The 18,806-nt window shown below is 40.6% G+C and carries 14 protein-coding genes; 5 read left to right on the top strand and 9 right to left on the bottom strand.

The window, feature by feature from the left end; all coding sequences use genetic code 11:
• Positions 1 to 169: 169 nt before the first annotated feature.
• On the bottom strand, positions 170 to 631 hold the full coding sequence (gene secB / locus L3V25_RS15915) for a protein-export chaperone SecB (protein ID WP_027697950.1): 462 nt from the start codon (positions 629 to 631) through the stop codon (positions 170 to 172).
• A 115-nt stretch (positions 632 to 746) separates the two neighbouring features.
• Positions 747 to 1,202 carry a rhodanese-like domain-containing protein gene (locus L3V25_RS15910; protein ID WP_237296443.1) on the bottom strand — a complete coding sequence of 152 codons (456 nt, stop codon included), beginning with the start codon at positions 1,200 to 1,202 and terminating at the stop codon, positions 747 to 749.
• 602 nt (positions 1,203 to 1,804) lie between these two features.
• Here L3V25_RS15910 and gpmM point away from each other — a divergent pair.
• From gpmM to L3V25_RS15895, 3 genes are all read left to right on the top strand, one after another.
• Positions 1,805 to 3,349 (top strand): 2,3-bisphosphoglycerate-independent phosphoglycerate mutase, encoded by a 1,545-nt coding sequence (gene gpmM, locus L3V25_RS15905; protein ID WP_237296442.1) that lies wholly within the window; start codon positions 1,805 to 1,807, stop codon positions 3,347 to 3,349.
• A 157-nt stretch (positions 3,350 to 3,506) separates the two neighbouring features.
• Entirely contained in the window at positions 3,507 to 4,667 is a 1,161-nt protein-coding gene (locus tag L3V25_RS15900; RefSeq protein ID WP_237296441.1) for a murein hydrolase activator EnvC, read from the top strand.
• Positions 4,668 to 5,061: 394 nt separating this feature from the next.
• Positions 5,062 to 7,092 carry a diguanylate cyclase gene (locus L3V25_RS15895; protein ID WP_237296440.1) on the top strand — a complete coding sequence of 677 codons (2,031 nt, stop codon included), beginning with the start codon at positions 5,062 to 5,064 and terminating at the stop codon, positions 7,090 to 7,092.
• 346 nt (positions 7,093 to 7,438) lie between these two features.
• On the opposite strand, the gene L3V25_RS15890 is transcribed toward L3V25_RS15895, so the two are convergent.
• Together L3V25_RS15890 and L3V25_RS15885 are read right to left on the bottom strand one after the other, a co-directional pair.
• Positions 7,439 to 8,404, bottom strand: a complete 966-nt coding sequence (locus L3V25_RS15890) for a DHH family phosphoesterase (RefSeq protein ID WP_237296439.1) — start codon at positions 8,402 to 8,404, stop codon at positions 7,439 to 7,441.
• A 142-nt stretch (positions 8,405 to 8,546) separates the two neighbouring features.
• Entirely contained in the window at positions 8,547 to 9,713 is a 1,167-nt protein-coding gene (locus tag L3V25_RS15885) for a nucleotide sugar dehydrogenase (RefSeq protein ID WP_237296438.1), read from the bottom strand.
• Between the two features lie 505 nt (positions 9,714 to 10,218).
• Between L3V25_RS15885 and L3V25_RS15880 the strand changes: the two genes are divergently transcribed.
• Positions 10,219 to 11,073, top strand: coding sequence for a sugar transferase (locus L3V25_RS15880; RefSeq protein ID WP_237296437.1), 855 nt, complete (start codon positions 10,219 to 10,221; stop codon positions 11,071 to 11,073).
• A 2-nt stretch (positions 11,074 to 11,075) separates the two neighbouring features.
• On the opposite strand, the gene L3V25_RS15875 is transcribed toward L3V25_RS15880, so the two are convergent.
• The 5 genes from L3V25_RS15875 to L3V25_RS15855 are packed head-to-tail and all read right to left on the bottom strand — an operon-like array spanning position 11,076 to position 15,889.
• Positions 11,076 to 11,888, bottom strand: coding sequence for a glycosyltransferase (locus L3V25_RS15875; RefSeq protein WP_237296436.1), 813 nt, complete (start codon positions 11,886 to 11,888; stop codon positions 11,076 to 11,078).
• 3 nt (positions 11,889 to 11,891) lie between these two features.
• The gene (locus L3V25_RS15870) at positions 11,892 to 13,010 is read right to left on the bottom strand and encodes a hypothetical protein (RefSeq protein ID WP_237296435.1); all 1,119 of its coding nucleotides are present in this window, start codon (positions 13,008 to 13,010) and stop codon (positions 11,892 to 11,894) included.
• Between the two features lie 19 nt (positions 13,011 to 13,029).
• Positions 13,030 to 14,331 (bottom strand): polysaccharide biosynthesis C-terminal domain-containing protein, encoded by a 1,302-nt coding sequence (locus L3V25_RS15865; protein ID WP_237296434.1) that lies wholly within the window; start codon positions 14,329 to 14,331, stop codon positions 13,030 to 13,032.
• A gap of 31 nt (positions 14,332 to 14,362) precedes the next feature.
• Positions 14,363 to 14,911 carry a sugar transferase gene (locus tag L3V25_RS15860; protein WP_237296433.1) on the bottom strand — a complete coding sequence of 183 codons (549 nt, stop codon included), beginning with the start codon at positions 14,909 to 14,911 and terminating at the stop codon, positions 14,363 to 14,365.
• An 18-nt stretch (positions 14,912 to 14,929) separates the two neighbouring features.
• A complete protein-coding gene (locus L3V25_RS15855; RefSeq protein WP_237296432.1) occupies positions 14,930 to 15,889 on the bottom strand; it encodes an SDR family oxidoreductase in 960 nt (319 codons plus the stop codon).
• Positions 15,890 to 16,408: 519 nt separating this feature from the next.
• Between L3V25_RS15855 and L3V25_RS15850 the strand changes: the two genes are divergently transcribed.
• Positions 16,409 to 18,280, top strand: a complete 1,872-nt coding sequence (locus L3V25_RS15850; RefSeq protein WP_237296431.1) for a nucleoside-diphosphate sugar epimerase/dehydratase — start codon at positions 16,409 to 16,411, stop codon at positions 18,278 to 18,280.
• The last annotated feature ends 526 nt before the right edge of the window (positions 18,281 to 18,806 follow it).

Raw genomic sequence — 18,806 nt, 5'->3', positions numbered from 1 at the left:
CGTTTAGTACCCACTGTTACAGGCAACTCGAAACACCTAACTCGATACAATCTCTCTTCGGCTTTCGAGAAGCGAAGCGACCTAGCTACGAGTAACGAGCCTGTAAGCACAAAGAGCGAGACACTGCTGTCTTCGCTCTTTTAGTTTAGCTTGAGATTAAAAAGCGATATTACGCTTCTTGTGGTGCTTGCTCAGCTTGTTGCTGTAGGTAGTTCATGAACAACGCATCAAAGTTAACTGGTGCTAGGTTCAATTGTGGGAACGTACCTTTAACCACTAGGCTAGAAACTGTTTCACGAGCGTATGGGAATAGGATATTCGGGCAGAATGCACCTAGACAATGTGCTAGTTGACCTTCTTCCATATTCTCAGCAGTAAAAATACCACCTTGTTGGATTTCACATAGGAAAGCCACTTCTTCAGCGTTTTTAACTGTAACGGTTAAACGAAGAACCACTTCATAAACATTCTCACCTAGCTCACGGCTTTGTGTGTCTAAGTCTAGCTTCACATCTGGTTCCCATTCTTTTTGGAACATTTGTGGTGCCGTTGGTGCTTCAAAAGAAAGATCTTTTAGGAAGATACGTTGAATAGTGAAGTTCTGTTGTTCTTGAGGTGCTGCTTCAGCCATGATGGAGTCATCCTTATTAAATTAAAATATTTTATCGATTATCGAGCGCTTCGCTACTTGAACGCTGCGCTTCTAGTGGCTCGAGTAATGAGAATCGAGCCATCGAGAACCGTGATTACTTCTTACCTTTCTTACTTGCTGGCTTATCAGAAACCAAAGGTAAGTTATTTTCATTCCAAGCCGTCATACCATTTTTCAGCATGTTCACTTTTTCAAAGCCGGCTTTCGCTAACAGGTTAGCACTTTCGTGTGACGTTTGACCTGTCTTGCATACAACAATAATTGGGGCCGCTTTGTATTTTTCAATGTTAGTGATGGCACCAGATTTGATTTCAGATGGTAAAATGTGAACTGAGCCCGCAATATGACCACGTTTAAACTCATCGTTAGTACGAATATCAACCACAACACCATCTTCACGGTTAATAAGGTTCGTTAATTCACTCGCACCGATTGTTTTATATTTAGCGGTTGATGACTTAAAGATAGTCGCGACTAGAGCAGCTAACACAGCAACCCAAACTAAAGACAAAATCATGTTCTGTTGAAAAAATTCGATATATTCTTGCATGCCCTACACTCATAAATGCACTAGCTGGGAACATCCACAGCCAAATATTAGAAAGGCCAGAGTATAACGGGCAAAGCGGCAAGTGGCGAGAGTAAAGGTGGAAAAGACGATTTAGATCTATTTTCGAGGCTCGTAGCTCGGGCGCTTCGCTGCTCGTGGCTAGGGTAAAGTTTCTAGTCCCTGGTTCCTGGTTTCTAGGAAGAGCAAACCGCGAACGCTGATTTTACACGCCACCCCGCTCTCGCTTTTCGCTTTTCGCTTTTCGCTTTTCGCTTTACCGAGCTACGAGAAACGAGAAACGAGAAAATCAACACGAAACTCGCAACACGCTACCGTCTTTTAATCTTTTCGGATCTCGAGCAAAGCGTCCCCGTCCCTCGGCTCTGCTTTTCGCTTCCCCACCTATCAAACCCATCGTTTAATTCGATTTTCATCTAGACTAATTATTAGGCATAATGCGCTCATAGCTTGAAAATTAGCACCAGATAAATGTGACACCGAAGGGGTGAGGCTGGTTAAATTGATCTTACCCTACAGTTTAGAGCGAAAAATGTAGTAAAATTACGCTCAGTGCAGTTTTTTAAATTAAACGAGGTTTGAACATGTCAAATAAGAAGCCAATGGCTCTAGTGATTCTTGATGGTTGGGGTTACCGCGAAGACAACAGCAACAATGCTATCGCAAACGCAAACACACCAGTTTTAGATGGTTTATTTGCTAACCAACCAAACACCCTAATCTCTGCATCAGGTTTCGATGTTGGTCTACCTGACGGTCAAATGGGTAACTCTGAAGTTGGCCACACTAATATCGGCGCTGGCCGCGTGGTTTACCAAGACCTTACTCGTATTACTAAATCTATCGCTGACGGTGAGTTCAAAGACACACCAGCGCTAGCCAACGCGATTGATAAAGCAGTAGCGGCTGGTAAAGCTGTTCACATCATGGGTCTTATGTCTCCAGGTGGCGTACACAGCCATGAAGATCATATCTACTCTGCTGTACAAATGGCTGCTGAGCGTGGTGCTAAGAAAGTTTACGTTCACGCTTTCCTTGATGGCCGTGATACTCCGCCACGTAGTGCGAACAATTCTCTACAACGCTTCCAAGATTTATTTGCTGAGTTAAACCTAGAAGAAGGCCGCATTGCTTCTCTTATCGGTCGTTACTACGCAATGGATCGTGATAACAACTGGGATCGCGTGCAAAAATCTTACGACTTATTAACTCAAGCGAAAGCTGAATTCACTTTTGATTCTGCAACCGCAGGTTTAGAAGCGGCTTACGCTCGTGAAGAAAACGATGAGTTCGTTCAAGCAACTGAGATCCGTGCTGAAGGTCAAGCAAGTGCGGCTATCGTAGATGGCGACGCGGTTATCTTCATGAACTACCGTGCTGACCGTGCGCGTGAAATCACTCGTACTTTCGTACCTGAATTTAGCGACTTTGAGCGTGAAGTATTCCCAAGCATCGACTTTGTAATGCTGACTCAATACGCAGCAGACATCCCACTGCTTTGCGCATTCCCACCAGCATCACTAGAAAACACTTACGGTGAGTGGTTGTCTAAATGTGGCAAAACTCAACTACGTATTTCTGAAACTGAAAAATACGCGCACGTTACTTTCTTCTTCAATGGCGGTAAAGAAAACGAATTTGAAGGCGAAGAGCGTCAATTGGTTGCTTCTCCAAAAGTGGCGACTTACGACATGCAACCAGAAATGAGCGCACCTGAGCTAACCGACAAGCTTGTTGCGGCAATCAAATCTGGCAAGTTCGATACGATCATTTGTAACTACCCAAATGGCGACATGGTTGGTCACACTGGTGTTTATGATGCAGCAGTGAAAGCGTGTGAAGCCGTTGATGAATGTATCGGTCGTGTGGTTGAAGCGATTAAAGAAGTGGATGGTCAGCTATTAATTACTGCCGACCACGGTAACGCAGAAATGATGATCGACCCTGAAACAGGCGGCGTTCACACTGCTCACACAAGTCTTCCTGTTCCACTAGTTTACGTGGGCAATAAAGATCTTGAATTCAAACAAGGTGGTAAGCTGTCAGATCTAGCACCAACCATGCTTGAATTAACTGGTATGGAAATCCCTGCAGAAATGACAGGTCAGGTTATTGTTAATCTAAAATAATCCCTATCAATTGTATGTTTGTCTGATATATCATTACGCTTCATCAGGCTTTCTATACAATTTGTACCCAAAGAATTGCCTTAATTTAGGCCTTCTTTCTGGTATAGAACAAGGCTCATCAACACGGTGAGCCTCATTCTTGGGAAATGTTTCGTTTATGACAATGACTTCGTCAGTATCTAATTCAAGCGCCAGCTTACGTGTTTCGTTTTCTGGCGCTTTTCTCTGCGCTCTGCTTAGCTGTTTTTCTCTTTTTACCACTTCCGCTCATGCAGCATCTAAAGAAGAGCTAAAAGGCGTATCTGCTGAAATATCTCGCCAAACCTCATCGTTAAGCTCTCAGCAAAAAAAACTAAACCAATTACAAAGCGAACTAAAAAACCACGAAGTGGCGATCTCAAAACTAGGCCAAGAAATCCGCAGTAACGAACGAGAATTATCACAAGTTCAAGCCAACTTAACCGAATTAAAATCTCAAAAGCGTCAGTTAGAACAAACCAAACAACAGCAAACTGACACGCTCGAACAACTCATCAAAACATACTACCTCACCAGCCGTAGCAATAACCTACCTCAGCTCATTCAAGGCGGTGACGCAGAAAAGATGGATCGTATTAGCCAATACTTTCAACACTTAGCTCAAGCACGAACAGAAGCGATTGAAGCTTTAGCGAAAACACAAAGTGAATTAACCGAAAAAGAGCGCCAACTTTCAGAAGAAGAAAACCGCCAATCGACCCTGCTTGCTAACAAAAAAGCCAAGCGTGATGATTTGGTTAAAGCGCAAAGCCAACGTAAAGGCACCGTTAATAAAATTCAGGGCAATATCCGTAGCAACCAAAGCAAACTGGCCGAACTACGTCGCAACGAAAACCGCTTAAAAGCCGAAATAGCCAAAGCGGCCAAGCGTAATGTGTCACCAATGAATGGTTTATCCGCCTACCGAGGCAAACTCCCTTGGCCTCTACAAGGCAGCATTCTGCATAACTACGGCACCTCACAAAGCGGACAAATTACCTGGAAAGGTATTGTAATCAATGCCAAACAAGGCGAAACAGTCAAAGCGGTTCATTCAGGAAAAGTGGTATTTGCCGAGTGGCTACGTGGATACGGTTTAGTACTACTGATCGACCATGGTAAAGGCGACATGACCTTATATGGCTATAACCAAACATTGTTGAAGAAAGATGGTGATGTGGTTGCAGCAGGCGAAACCATCGCACTTGCCGGTAACACAGGTGGACAATCACGGCCTTCACTGTATTTTGAGATCCGCCGTAATAGTCAGGCGCAGAATCCTAGAAGTTGGTTGAAGTAAAAGGAAAAGATTGTTGCGAGATCCGAGTGCGCTTCGCTTCGGGTTACGAGTAAAAAAACAATCGAATCTCGTAACTCGGGCGCTTCGCTTATCGTGGCTCGAATAGAAAGAAAGTCCCTAGGCCCTAGTTTCTGGTCCCTAGGAAAAGCAAACAGCGAACGCTTTGCTTTCTACGTTACACGCAACTCGAAACACGCTACCATCTTTTCGGCTCCCGAGTGAAACGTCCTCGTCCCCCGCTACCCCGGCTCTGCCCTTAGCTTTTCCACGCAACTCGAAATATACTACTAGATTCTTATATAGACTCTTTATTTTTATTGTTTTTATTTCTACCTCATCAACTTATACTCAAAGTGATTTCAATGTCATTCATACTTTAGGTGAATATAACCTCATGCCTCAGCTAGATACGACTTTTGCTCATTTAGAAGAAGACGAACTTAAAAACAAACGAGTACAAACCAATATATTAAAGCGCTTTAGCCTTATCTGGACTGCCTTCACTCTACTTTGTTTGGCGTTAGGAGCCTATTGGTATCACACCTATACCCAAAACTTAGAACGTAAGTTACTCGCTCAAGAAGAAGCTTTTGTTGCCACGACTAAAAACGCTCTACAAAAAGAAATGAAGGTACAACTCACCGTTTTACACATGGTATCTAAAGCTAAAGTCATTACTGATTATATTGATCACCCTACAGTTCAAGACAGCATAAATGTCGTTGGGTTATTTTCTAACTTAACTCAAGCCTTTCAGTATTATGATCAAATTAGGCTTTTTGATCTCCAAGGTAACGAACTGGTTCGAGTCGATTATGATGATGGAATCTCCACTCAAACAGATATCAGCCAATTACAAAACAAAAACCTCCGATATTACTTTCAAGAGTCATTATCATTAAAACCCGGAGAGATCTATATCTCTAGAATGGACCTCAATATAGAAAACGGTGAAATCGAAGTCCCTTATAAGCCAACGTTACGATTTGCTACTCAGGTTTTAGATAAAAATGGAGAGGCTATTGCCGTCGTCATCCTCAATTACATGGCTAATGACTTACTTGAAAACTTTCGTCACCAAAGTAAGTTACGTATTAATGGTCAGGGAATGATTATTGATGGTCAAGGTTATTGGTTAAGCAACCATGACCGAAGCAATGAATGGGGACACAGCCTGGGAGAGCCAGAAAAAGATTTCGAACAACGTTACCCACTAGCTTGGCCAACTATTTCAGCTAATGACAGTGGGTTGCTAAAAACACGCAAAGGTTTATTCCGCTACCAAAATATTGAACCATTAGATTTCAGCGCCATTGAGACCCCAGAACTTAACACCCTTACTGAACAAAATTTTCCGGTGTCTGAAAATTCAATTGCCAATACGAATTGGAAGTTAGTCATCTTCCTACCTAATGAAACGATTCATGAAAACTCTCTTTTCTATAACCCCGTTTGGCAACTGATATTATGCTTGCTCTATCTAGTAAGCTCTGTCTTGATCTTTCTTTTGATCAGCCACTCTGAACAAAAGAAATTTCGCCGTACAACACACCGTCGCATCAGTGCTGAACTTCACGACTTATATGAAAATGCACCATGTGGCTACCATAGCTTAGATGCAAATGGCACCGTTACTCGTATTAACCAAACCGAGCTAAACTGGTTGGGTTATGACAAAGAAGAAGTCATCGGCCAATCTTTTGATCGATTCCTAACACCAGCAAGCCAAAAGACATTCCAAGCATTTTTAGAGCTGTTACCTAACGAACAAGAAATTAGCGGTATAATTTTAGAAGTCGAAACTAAGCAAGGGGAAACCTTCTTTGTTTCAACCTCCGCAGTTTCCATTTTTAATGAGGGGAATTTTGCCGTTGCTCGAACTTCAGCATTCGATATTACAGACCGAATTGAACTAGAAAAACGACTTGAATACATTGCTCATACCGATGTACTCACAGGGATCAGCAACCGACGACACTTTTTTGAACGAGTGACTCCTATTTTCAAACGCCACTTGGCAACCCAAGAACCATTATCATTGTTAATGATCGATATCGATCACTTTAAGCAAGTCAATGATGGCTATGGACATGATATTGGCGATATGGTTTTACAACAAATGAGCCTAACCATACAGCAGCATATAGGGGGCAGTGATATATTTGCACGCTTAGGCGGAGAGGAATTTGCGGTTGTCACCACGGATACTCAAGAAGAAGCACTAAAACTAGCCGAAAACATTCGAAAAGTGGTATCAGAGCAACCTATTGAAATTTCAGGCGGTGAAACATTAAATGTTACTTTATCGATTGGAATTGTAGCGATAACACCTGATATATCGAATATCGATAACATGCTCAAGCAAGCTGATATAGCTCTTTATCAAGCTAAAACTAGCGGTAGGAATAGGGTTGTTGCTTCGTGATTCGAATAGAAAAAAGGCCCTAGTTTCTAGTTCCTAGGAAGAGCAAACAGCGATCGCTTTGCTCTTCCACGTTACACGCTACCATCTTTTCTACGCCCGAGTGCAACGTCCTCACACCCCGGATCTGTTTTGCACCCAACCAAAAAACGTCATTCCTGACGAGCCTTAGCGAGAGCGGGAATCTACTCACCACGCGCTGTATATAGATCCTCGATGTCGCTAAGGATCCTCAAGGATGACGCTCAATTTTAGCGTTCACTTTTAGCTTTTCGGCTCCCGAGTGAAACCTCCTCGTAACCCGGCTCTGCTCTTAGCTTTTTACGCCACTCGCAACCACCTTTGCATCTCAGCACTCAAATCTCTTTGCCATAATTTCAACAAACTTATCAACCAGACCGATCGGTAATGCATTAATCCCTGCTGCAGCGCGTCGTCCACCACCGGTTGCAAACTGGTTACACACTTCATCCGCCCCTTCTCGACGATTTAATGGCGCGCGAACACTCACCGTATAATCAGTTTGATTTTCATTAAGCGTTAACACGGCAAACGCTTTGTCTGGATTTTGATTCGCTAATTGATTACCAAAATCACCACTGATACGTCTCGCCCAAGCAGCGTTAGGTAATAAGAAAACTTCGTAGTCTTCCGCAGAAAAAGTGGCTTTAATATTTTTTAACAGAGCCAGATCTTGCTCGTAACCGGCTTTTAATTGATAAAAAACTGATGAGGTGTCATCCAATAAATCAAATGGATTGGTGTAAGTGAGTAGCGTTTGAAAAAGCTCAGTAGGAGTAATATGAAGATCGGCCAAGCTCGCGCCGTAGCCATTGTAATTAATCAATGTCCCAAGCTCTTTTAGGAAGGTAATTTGAGAGCTTGTTAAACCACTTTGACGCGATAAAGCCATGGCGCGCTTTGTCATATTATCGCCAAAGGCCCCAGCAATCGCCCAGATTTGAAATTGACCTTTTAAGTGTTGACTGATCAACAAACTAGTGCAAGTTTCAGCATCAAGATTGATTAAAGAAGTGAGGTATGGAGATTGCGGAATTTCACCACTTTGATGGTGATCGCAATAAAATATAGGAATTTGTTGCTCAAGCAAGGAGTTAAGCGCAGTAATATTCTTTTGTAGAGATATATCTAAGACTGTGACGGATGTCACATCTCCCTTTTCAACTACCTGAGACAGCAATTGAATATCGCGCTTCACACCCGTAATTAACTGACCTTTCTTTGGTTCAGCCAAACGTAACTGAAGCAGCGCAATGATCCCATCCGCATCACCGTTAAACACATCGTAGTGCATAAAAATCCTTTTAAATGCAAAGAGGTTCCTAGAAAAAGATAGTCGAATCTCGTGGCTCGAACGCTCCGCTGTTAGTTGCTCGATCCGCTCTTTGCTTTTTCGAGTAACTAGCTACGAGAAGCGAAGCTCCCGAGTCACGAAACTAATCTGAACCAAACAAATCTCGGGTATAAACCTTACCTTCAACATCGGCAAGCTCTTCTACCATACGGTTTGAGACAATCACATCCGAGATTTGCTTAAACTCATCAAAGTCACGAACAACGCGAGAGTTAAAGAAATCATCTTCTTTTAACACAGGCTCATACACTACTACTTCAATGCCTTTGGCTTTCAAGCGTTTCATAATGCCTTGAACACTGGAAGCTCGGAAGTTATCTGAACCGGCTTTCATAATTAAACGGTAGATACCGACAACTTTAGGCTCGCGCTTCAAAATTGAATCAGCCACGAAGTCTTTACGAGTGCGGTTAGCATCGACAATGGCACCAATAATATTATTGGGTACAGAGTCATAGTTAGCCAACAACTGCTTAGTATCTTTTGGTAGACAGTAGCCACCGTAACCAAATGACGGGTTGTTGTAATGATTACCAATGCGAGGGTCTAAACCTACCCCTTCGATGATTTGACGCGCATCCAAACCATTGGCTTCGGCGTAAGAGTCTAATTCATTGAAATACGCAACACGCAGAGCCAGATAAGTATTAGAGAACAACTTCACCGCTTCTGCTTCAGTTGAATCAGTAAACAGCACATCAATGTCTTGCTTAATTGCGCCTTCAACTAATAAATTGGCAAAGACTTGAGCACGTTCAGATTGCTCACCGACAATAATGCGAGATGGGTGTAAGTTATCAAATAGAGCACGGCCTTCACGTAAAAATTCAGGTGAAAAAATAATATTCTCACACTGCATTTCTTGCTTAATATTGGCGGTATAGCCCACTGGCACAGTCGATTTAATCACCATCACCGAATCTGGGTTAATCGCAATAACATCACGAATCACAGCTTCAACTGATGAAGTATTAAAATAATTGGTTTGCGGATCGTAATCGGTAGGCGTCGCGATCACGACAAATTCTGCATCTTGGTAGGCCGCGTGTTTATCTAACGTCGCAGTAAGATTGAGATCTTTTTCAGCGAGAAACTGTTCGATTTCAGCATCGGCGATTGGTGATTGACGATTATTAATCATCTCCACTTTTTCAGGGATGATATCAACTGCAACCACTTCATGGTGTTGTGACAACAAAACAGCGTTTGAAAGGCCGACATAGCCGGTACCTGCGATGGCAATTTTCATAAAACACTCTCATCAATTAATATGCGGATAGTATAAGATAATTAGATAAATGAATCGACAAAACCAAAGACAATACTTGCATTTACCACCAAGTAAATGAATCATACTAGCTGCTTTTTAAAACAAAGAATTCATAGTGAAAACTCAAATATACTACCTACTCAGTAGCCTACTTATCACACTCTACTGCACTTTAACTAATGATATGGTTAGAGAGCAGTTACTTTTTCCAAACACCGTAATAAATGCGCTCGTTTTTGTTTACACTAGCTATTGGTTAATTGTTTTTTCATTACGACGAATTTCTCAATATCAGTTCACTTCGCCGCTCTATTATCTCATTCCATCTACGTTAGTAATCTATGCGCTTGGTTTAGTCATCATTGTTTTATTCCGACTTGACTATGCTCGCTCCCCCCTTGTACACGGTTTTTATGCCACTATTATTGCTCTGACAATATGTGAGTTCATCAGAATAAGGCGAGCACAGCGGATACTGTCAATCATGCCAAACGTGAATGAAGTATTTACGAATAAATCAAACCTTTCATTTGAAAAAATAGCTTCACCATTTGATCCAAAGCAAGTACGAAACGGTATCATCGTCGACCTTCATTCTGAGCTATCAGAAACAGAAGAAGCGTTCATCACAGATTGCTGTGTTCAAGGTATCCCTGTATTCAACTCAAGCAGTTTGCAAGATCAGCTAGATGGCAAATTACATGTAATTGCATTAACTGAGAATGCTATAGGTCAATTAAACCCACCTAGCCTATATTTAAGTATTAAACAGCTATGGGAGTCCGCTTTAATCTTATTGCTATCTCCGATCGTTGCCGCCCTTTTTCTCATCATATCGATTGTTATTTTTTTAGAGAATCAAGGCTCAATATTTTATAAGCAGCAACGTGTTGGGCAAAAAGGACGAAAGTTCTATATCTATAAATTTAGAACTATGAGACCCAATGATGATGAAAGTACGGATCAGAGATTTGCGACCCAAGAAGAGAATAGAATAACTACAATAGGAAAACTATTGAGGTTGTCTCGACTTGATGAACTACCTCAAGTATGGAATGTACTAAAAGGCGATATGGCACTAATTGGCCCACGCCCAGAACAACCACATTTTGTTGAACAATTTAAGCAAGAGATCCCTTTTTACCACTATCGCCATATAGTGAAACCTGGCATCACTGGATGGGCTCAAGTGATTCAAGGGTATGCAGACTCAACCGATACAACAAAGCACAAACTGGCTTATGACTTTTATTACATAAAGCATTTATCATTTTGGTTAGATATGAATATTATTTTGAAGACTATTAAAACAATATTAACGGGAAGCGGGGCAAGGTAACACTAGTGTTTAGGTAATGAGCGCAAATAACGATAAATAAGCTCTAATACACTCTTTGGCATGAGACGGATAAAAGCACGAAGAATAAAATGTCCTCCAACTAACCAATTTGCACTCCAACCTTTATGATAAATAACTTTCAACAATCGTAACTCTGACATAGCGTAGCGCCATCCTCTTCGTCGACCTAACATGTCATTACCCACTCGCGCATAAACCAATACTTCATCTAAATTCGCTAATTTAAAATGACCAAAGTGTAAACGGAGCCACAAATAATAATCCTCCATCAATGGCATATCTTGATAATTACCGACCGAAAGCACAGCACTTTTTCTTAATGCAGCAGCCATGTGATTTATCGGATTACGAGTTAAAATTGATGTAGAGATCGCCTTATCAAGAGGAATTCGTTTAATAACGAGATCATCATTCAAATCTTCTTGAAACTCAGCTACATGAGCGCTTACTACCGCAATGTTGGGATTCTTTATAAGAAAATCATATTGATTTTTAAATCGCTCAGGAAAGTTTACATCATCACTATCTGCCCGCATCACAATATCAAACTGGCATTCAGATAAGCCAATATTCAATGCCTCCCCCAGCCCCACATTCTTTTCCAACACAATACAACGTATAGGTAGCTTTTCCGAAAACAGCTCGACAACATTCTCCAACTCAATACCAATAGGCCCATCTTGTATTAAGATAACCTCGGAAGGCAATAAGGTTTGAGCATAGATACTCTCTAATGCCATAGCAAAATAGATCGGGTTTTCTTTAGAATAAACTGAGATTAAGACTGAAAACATAATCTACTCAATATTACGATAAATAAGATAATGACTCTGATAAACCGCCCCATAACGCTTCATCAAACGAACTTTAACGTCAGCATCCTCTTCGTCAGGTAAAATTACGTAATAGAAGAAACACTGATTGGCAATAAGCATAGTGATCAAAGTAGAATCATGAATAAATACTTTCTTAGCACAAAAAGGATTAATACCCACGCCGATCTTGAAGCCTTGTGGATATGGAAAAAAATCTCTTGGGTGCTTCTGAATAAGGGTTGAGTCAAAACTTGACATCGTATTAACGATCCAATGAGAAAAAATATCCGATACTGTTGAATAAACTAAACGGTCGTAAGTTTTTATAATTGATGAATCATAAATAATTTCATTAAAATCAGAATGCTCTACCACTCCTCCATAGCCAACCTCATTCACTAATTTTTCAGCCCAAAACTCATTCCAAACCAATAAAGTACCTTTGATAAAGCCAGTAGGAATGTTGGCATAATCAGGGTGATCAAAACTGATCACCCCGTGCTGAATTTCAGTGCTATTCCTTTGTCTGGAGTGCTCGTCTACACATGCATGCAGATTCATGTATTTCTCGATTTTAGGAATAACACAGTTTGAATAATAAACTTGCTTACCCTTCAAAAATACATGTAAAAATCTATTATAATAAAAATCTCCAACCACTTGATTGGCTAGATTAGCGTTTAATTGGGAATTAGAAATTTGGTTAACTCGAGCCAATAACGCATTTCTTTCTTTACGTTTAACCACATGAGTACATTTACGAAACAAAAACCAAATTAGCTCAATAAAGAAAACATTACCGGGTAGCTGCTCCGAGCGCTGAAAAAGTATCGTATTAGAAGTATCAAAGTGGTGTTCAATAAATTGATTAAGCTGATCACGTGATGTCGTCAATACCACCTTGTCTTGCCTGCGAAACCTCAAAGTAAGGAACAGCCACAGAGCAGTTAAAGAGGCTAAAGAAATGTCAACCCTAGGTTTGTAAGTCAGTATTTTTCGTTGCTGATAAGTGCTTCTAAAATAGCTCCAAACACTCACGCCCTTAAAACTAACAGACCAATGAGACTCATCTGGTATAAGACTGTTTTCCTCCTTTAGCACTGACTTTCCTTCCTTAATTTCATCTTACCCATGTCTTAATACCTAGCTTTTTATATGCAAAGTAAGCACATAGAACACCTTGTAGCGTAAAGCTCATTGCCATTGACGTTGCCGCCCCGATCGCTTGATAAGATGGCACTAAGTTGATAAGTAAAAAACCGTTAATGATTAAGCCTAACAGCGTTATCTTCAACGCTAATTTTTCGTGTCCCGTAATATTTAATAAAGTTAGTCCCTGCCCCGAAAGCAATAATACGGCATAACCACATGACACAATAACAAAAGGGGAATAAGCAGCGAGGTATGACTGACCAAATAAGGTTTGAATAAAAAACTCACCACCAAGAATAAAAAATAACAACATAGCTAGCGCGCCACATAAACACAAGCGCATAGACTTAGTCAGTATTTCTTGAAGAAGCTTTTTATCACACTGATAATAAGCAATTTTAGGTGATAATACGGCATTCAGAGCAAAGCTAATAATCAACAATACACCAGCTCCTTGGAGGGCAATTTTTAAATAAGCTAACTGTTCATAATATCCAAGCCAACCAGTAAGAAATGCAGCGCCTTCCATATTCAAGGTTTGAACGCCAGCAACCATAGCGAAAGGGAACCAATGTCGATAATGGTTTATTGATGATAACTCTGACTCTTGTATAGATTGATATCGACCGACTATTTTCGTAGTACTCACAACCCCAACCAAAATACTCACAATAAGAGCAACAACTTGACTCACCAAAACAGAAGCTAAGGATATCCAGCCTAGAGCATATAAAACGAATAATATTGCTAAATTCAGGCAGGGAAAAAGAACAAGAGAAATAGCAATGGAAGTAGAGACATAGCCATTTGCTTGAATCATAGTCGTTCGTTCATTTAATAATGCTTTGAACAAACTAATCCCAAGGGAAAGCAGCAATAATAAAAAAGGAACAGAAATCCAACCTAAAACAAAAGCAAGCATAACTACAATGCTACTGATTAGACTCATCAATAATACATGGCTTAACGACCAATGACTCAAAGAAGAATAAGCGAATGATTGATTAACCAACTTACCTTGAGCTGAAGAGCTTAGACGAGGGAGTTGCTTGACTAAATAGACATTAACTCCAGCCATCGCGGGTATTGCAGTTAAAGCAGCAATAGAAATCAAATAACCATATTGACCAAAATCTTGAGGGGGCAATTGCCGAGCGAGAAATATACCAATTAAAAATAGTACACCGCGATTTAAGATCTGCAAAAAAACCGAGTACAACAGTGACTTCTTTAGCTCAAAGAATGTTACCTTAGGATCTGATGAATTCAATCTATTGCCTCGCTATTAAGCCCTTCCTTGATTAAACAACACGATCACCGGCGCCTTTTCCTAGTACTGTTTTAATAATATAAGAAAAGTAATTTTTCACCGTCATTGTTTGGATCATTTCCTGATCCCATTGCGCCAATTTTTCAGGTTCTGACATATCAACTTCATTAACTTGAGCTAACCCCGTAATACCAGGACGTACGCTATAAACGCTTCTTTTTTCTCGCTCCTCAATTAGCTCAATTTGATTAAACAAGTTAGGTCTTGGGCCTACCAGACTCATTTCTCCTTTTACCACATTAATCAACTGAGGCAATTCATCCAATTTCGTTTTACGCAGAAAAGCCCCAAGTTTAGTCACAGAATTAGCCCCAACCAAATGGGTTGCAACAGACTGAGTATCAACAGGCATAGTTCTAAATTTTATTAAGGTAAATGGTTTTTGATTTCGTCCAACACGAGTTTGAAAAAACAAAGGCGAGCCCGTATCGAAATAACCAATAAGGATGAGCACTAACAGCACCGGCCAAAGAAATAACAGGCCGAAAAAAGCAAAAATAAAATCAAATAACCGCAACATTAATGGCATTCCTAATAACTACTTAGATTGGAGATAATACCTAACCGTTTCCGAGATCCCTTGTTCCCAAGAAACGGGTGGCTGCCAGTTTAACTGTTTTTTAGTTTCAGAGATATCCACTTGTAATGAACCACATAAACGTTGTGCAATCTGTGGCTTACCAACCAGGCTTGCTACAAGATTAAACCAACTCATGGGAATAGGCAGCAGTACACTGTGAGACTTAGATGACCGTTTAATTTGCTTTAACAGTTGAGTGGTCGATACATCATAATCATCAGAGACTAAAAAAGTTTGATTCACGGCATTAGGGTGCTTAATACACACCGTAATTAGAGCTACTAAGTTATCCAGATAAACCAAGCTTCTCTGATTATGGATTGCCCCTAATGGTAAAGGAATCGATCGACGGACCCATTTCATCATTGATTGAAAATTGGCTTTAACTCCTGGTCCATAGACTAGAGGTGGGCGAAGAATAACTACTTCTAACCCTGTTTTTTGAGCAAGCTCCATCAAGGCTATTTCTGCTTTATATTTACTTAAACCATAAGGATCGACCGGTGGAGCAGAGGCTTTCGGAAAAAAAGGTTTACCCGACTCCGTTTGCTCGCCATTGACCTTAATTGAGCTTAAAAAAATAAAGCGTTTTACTCCAGCGTCTACAGCTTGTTGAGCTAAATTTAAAGTACCATGGTAGTTAGTTTCATCATAAACCGCTTGAATATCCTGCGCCTCTTCCTGCATTTGGTGAACACGAGCAGCGCAATGAATTACACAATCAATATCAGTTAAGTTTTTAGACCAATCAAATTCGGGAGAAAGGTTTCCAGTACACCATTGCAACCGCTGCTCAGAATCCACAATTGGTACAGGCTCAGAACGCCTCACAGCGGAGACCTTATATTGTTTATCTAGCGCAACGTCCACCAAGCGACTTCCCACAAAGCCAGTTGCGCCAGTGATTAATAAATTCATTTAATTACTCTTAATTTAAAAAAACAGATCCGAGGTTCGAGTGCGCTTCGAGAGCCGAGTTATCCAAGATTGCTTTTCGCTCTTCGGCTCCCGACCTCAGCGTACTCGCCTCTCGAAGCTCAAATAAACCGTCATGCTGAACAAGTAAGGAACGAACGCGATTCAGTATCTCCCACAGCACGTTACTCACATTTTATATAAATTAAATCTCAACGCGTTTTAGGAGATTCCACATATTCTTCGCTTAGGCTCATGTGCGGAGTGACAGAATAAAAAACTCCCTAGTGAAACGTCCTAGTAACCCAACTCTGCACCTAGCTTTCCACGCTTCACGAAACAATCTTTTACGCTTTTCCTAGAAACAACAATCTTTTACGCTTTTCCTAGAAACTAGGGACTAGGAACCAGGGCGGCCTCCCCTCGCTTTTAATAATATACTAAACTGTTTATAGAAAATGGCTACAAAGCCGTTTACAATCTAGCTTACCTGATTCCTCACTTGTACAAGTTATCTCCTATATGTACCGAACTCTCAAAAACTTGTTGAAAATCCGCCGTAATGAAAAACGTATTATCAATGCCATCTACGATATTGCAGCTATCACAGTCTCTCTCTATGCGGCCGTTGCAGTTCGTCTTGGACATACACACTTTCCAATCAATACTCCAGAAATTTTAAGTTGGTTAGTCACAGTATCTGTCACTATCATCGCCTTTATTAAGCTCGGTATGTATCGTGCGGTTATTCGATATATGATGATAGCCGCACTTGGCCATATATTCTTAGCTGTCGGTTTTTCAACAATCGCATTGAGTATCTCAAGCTTCTATTTCCATTCTTTTGTTCCACGAAGCGTACCACTTATCTTTGCAGGTTTTGCCATTTTATCTCTTGGTGGTCCTAGAATTTTAATTCGTAACTACTACCACCAATACTATCGCCGCAACAAACCAAACGTATTTATTTATGGAGCAGGAGCTACTGGCAGAGATCTTGCCTTTGCACTTACATCTGGTGAAGAATATAACCCCGCTGTACTATTTGATGATGACCCTAAAAAAATAGGACAGGTCATATATGGTTTAAGGGTGCACCCTAGCTCTGATTTTGAACGTTTAAAAAACCTATACCGGCCAGTCAAACTACTATTAGCAATAAACAACATAAATAAAGGGGAGCGGTTACGCTTATTAAATAAATTATCTAACTGGCCAATCGAAGTTCAGTCAGTGCCTTCTGTAGAAGATATTGCAACCGGGCGTGCACAAATCGATGAAATCAAAGATCTAGAGGTTGCCGATCTACTCGGGCGAACTCCCGTAGACCCTGTTCCCAAATTATTAAGCCAAAATATTACCGAAAAAAACATTATGGTAACCGGTGCTGGAGGCTCCATTGGCTCCGAGCTATGTCGCCAAATCGTTAGTCTAAACCCCAAATGCATCGTTTTGTTTGAGCTTAACGAGTACAACTTATATAAGATTGATCAAGAGCTACAGCAAGCTAAAAAACACCTCAAATTTGATACAAAAATAGTAGCAGCACTTGGGTCAGCACAACGACAGAACCGAGTTGAAAAGCTGATGAGAGCCTACGATATTGAAACTGTATATCATGCTGCAGCATACAAACACGTTCCCCTAGTAGAAGACAATATTGTCGAAGGTATTCGCAATAATGTCTTCGGCACCTGGTGTGTCGCAGAGGCTGCTATTAATACTGGCGTTAAAAATTTCACACTTATCTCAACCGATAAAGCCGTACGCCCTACAAATATAATGGGCGCAAGTAAACGCTTAGCTGAACTAGTACTTCAAGCATTATCAGATAGGCAGTCCCAAACCTGCTTTACCATGGTTCGTTTTGGTAACGTACTCGGCTCTTCTGGTTCAGTAGTGCCGCTATTCAAAAAGCAAATCCGTAAAGGTGGCCCTGTTACCGTTACCCATCCAGATATCACCCGCTTCTTCATGTTAATACCAGAAGCAGCCCAGCTAGTAATTCAAGCTGGCGCCATTGGCCATAATGGACAAGTGTTTGTATTGGATATGGGAGAGCCAGTTAAAATCCTAGACCTTGCTAAACGCATGATCCACCTAATGGGGATGACAGAGAAGTGCACAGAAGAAGGTGAAAAGAAAGATGGGGATATTGAAATCAAATTCACTGGCCTGAGACCTGGTGAAAAGCTGTATGAAGAATTATTAATTGGCGAGAATGTGACTGGAACTTGTCATCCTAAAATCATGACGGCTAGTGAAGAAAGTTTAAGTTGGGAAGAAATGTCTCTTGTTCTAAAACAACTTGATATTTGTTGTCATGATTTTGATTTAGATTGTATCAAACGCATCTTACTGGAAGTACCTACTGGTTATAAACAGGTAGGATAACTAGTACACTAGATATGACATAATTCAAAAATATATAGCAGTTAAACAAGTGTTGTTGAAGACCGTCAGGATTTTGTGTCAGTTAATTTTGACTAAAGACCTATCCAAGAAATCAGATACAGCCATATTCCAGTTATAGATTAGCATTGTCCACTTCTTATATGTGTTAAATAACCCCAACCAAAATGTCGCAGTAACTCATAGCTAAAGAAAATTTTACGATTAATTAATTCAATCTTTGGGTTTGGTTTTCTTGATAAGTTGATATCTAAAAAGCTTGAACACTCGTAAGAATTAACAGGCCAAACACTAAGATAAAAGACTTAACGACCTTTTCTAGGCGTTTCATTGTTTAAATTTGGTCAGTCAACGTTACCCGGTACACTATGGATATTTAACCTTAAAGCTACTTCTGTGATTTACTAGATAAAAGAACTTAAAACCACCTCTGCTTGTCAAAGGCTAACTATGTTGAAAATATTTAATCGGTTTAGCAAGATCTAAATAAATTATTGACATGTCATTC

It is taken from the genome of Vibrio sp. CK2-1 (assembly GCF_021726515.1).
GTDB lineage: Bacteria > Pseudomonadota > Gammaproteobacteria > Enterobacterales > Vibrionaceae > Vibrio.
Note: the sequence above shows the minus strand (reverse complement) of the source record. Positions and strands in the feature narration are given on the sequence as shown.

Excerpts from the sequence above, each read along its gene's own strand:
- secB (WP_027697950.1), bottom strand. The coding sequence starts at position 631 with ATGGCTGAAGCAGCACCTCAAGAACAACAGAACTTCACTATTCAACGT.
- L3V25_RS15910 (WP_237296443.1), bottom strand. The coding sequence starts at position 1,202 with ATGCAAGAATATATCGAATTTTTTCAACAGAACATGATTTTGTCTTTA.
- gpmM (WP_237296442.1), top strand. The coding sequence starts at position 1,805 with ATGTCAAATAAGAAGCCAATGGCTCTAGTGATTCTTGATGGTTGGGGT.
- L3V25_RS15900 (WP_237296441.1), top strand. The coding sequence starts at position 3,507 with ATGACAATGACTTCGTCAGTATCTAATTCAAGCGCCAGCTTACGTGTT.
- L3V25_RS15895 (WP_237296440.1), top strand. The coding sequence starts at position 5,062 with ATGCCTCAGCTAGATACGACTTTTGCTCATTTAGAAGAAGACGAACTT.
- L3V25_RS15890 (WP_237296439.1), bottom strand. The coding sequence starts at position 8,404 with ATGCACTACGATGTGTTTAACGGTGATGCGGATGGGATCATTGCGCTG.
- L3V25_RS15885 (WP_237296438.1), bottom strand. The coding sequence starts at position 9,713 with ATGAAAATTGCCATCGCAGGTACCGGCTATGTCGGCCTTTCAAACGCT.
- L3V25_RS15880 (WP_237296437.1), top strand. The coding sequence starts at position 10,219 with ATGCCAAACGTGAATGAAGTATTTACGAATAAATCAAACCTTTCATTT.
- L3V25_RS15875 (WP_237296436.1), bottom strand. The coding sequence starts at position 11,888 with ATGTTTTCAGTCTTAATCTCAGTTTATTCTAAAGAAAACCCGATCTAT.
- L3V25_RS15860 (WP_237296433.1), bottom strand. The coding sequence starts at position 14,911 with ATGTTGCGGTTATTTGATTTTATTTTTGCTTTTTTCGGCCTGTTATTT.
- L3V25_RS15855 (WP_237296432.1), bottom strand. The coding sequence starts at position 15,889 with ATGAATTTATTAATCACTGGCGCAACTGGCTTTGTGGGAAGTCGCTTG.
- L3V25_RS15850 (WP_237296431.1), top strand. The coding sequence starts at position 16,409 with ATGTACCGAACTCTCAAAAACTTGTTGAAAATCCGCCGTAATGAAAAA.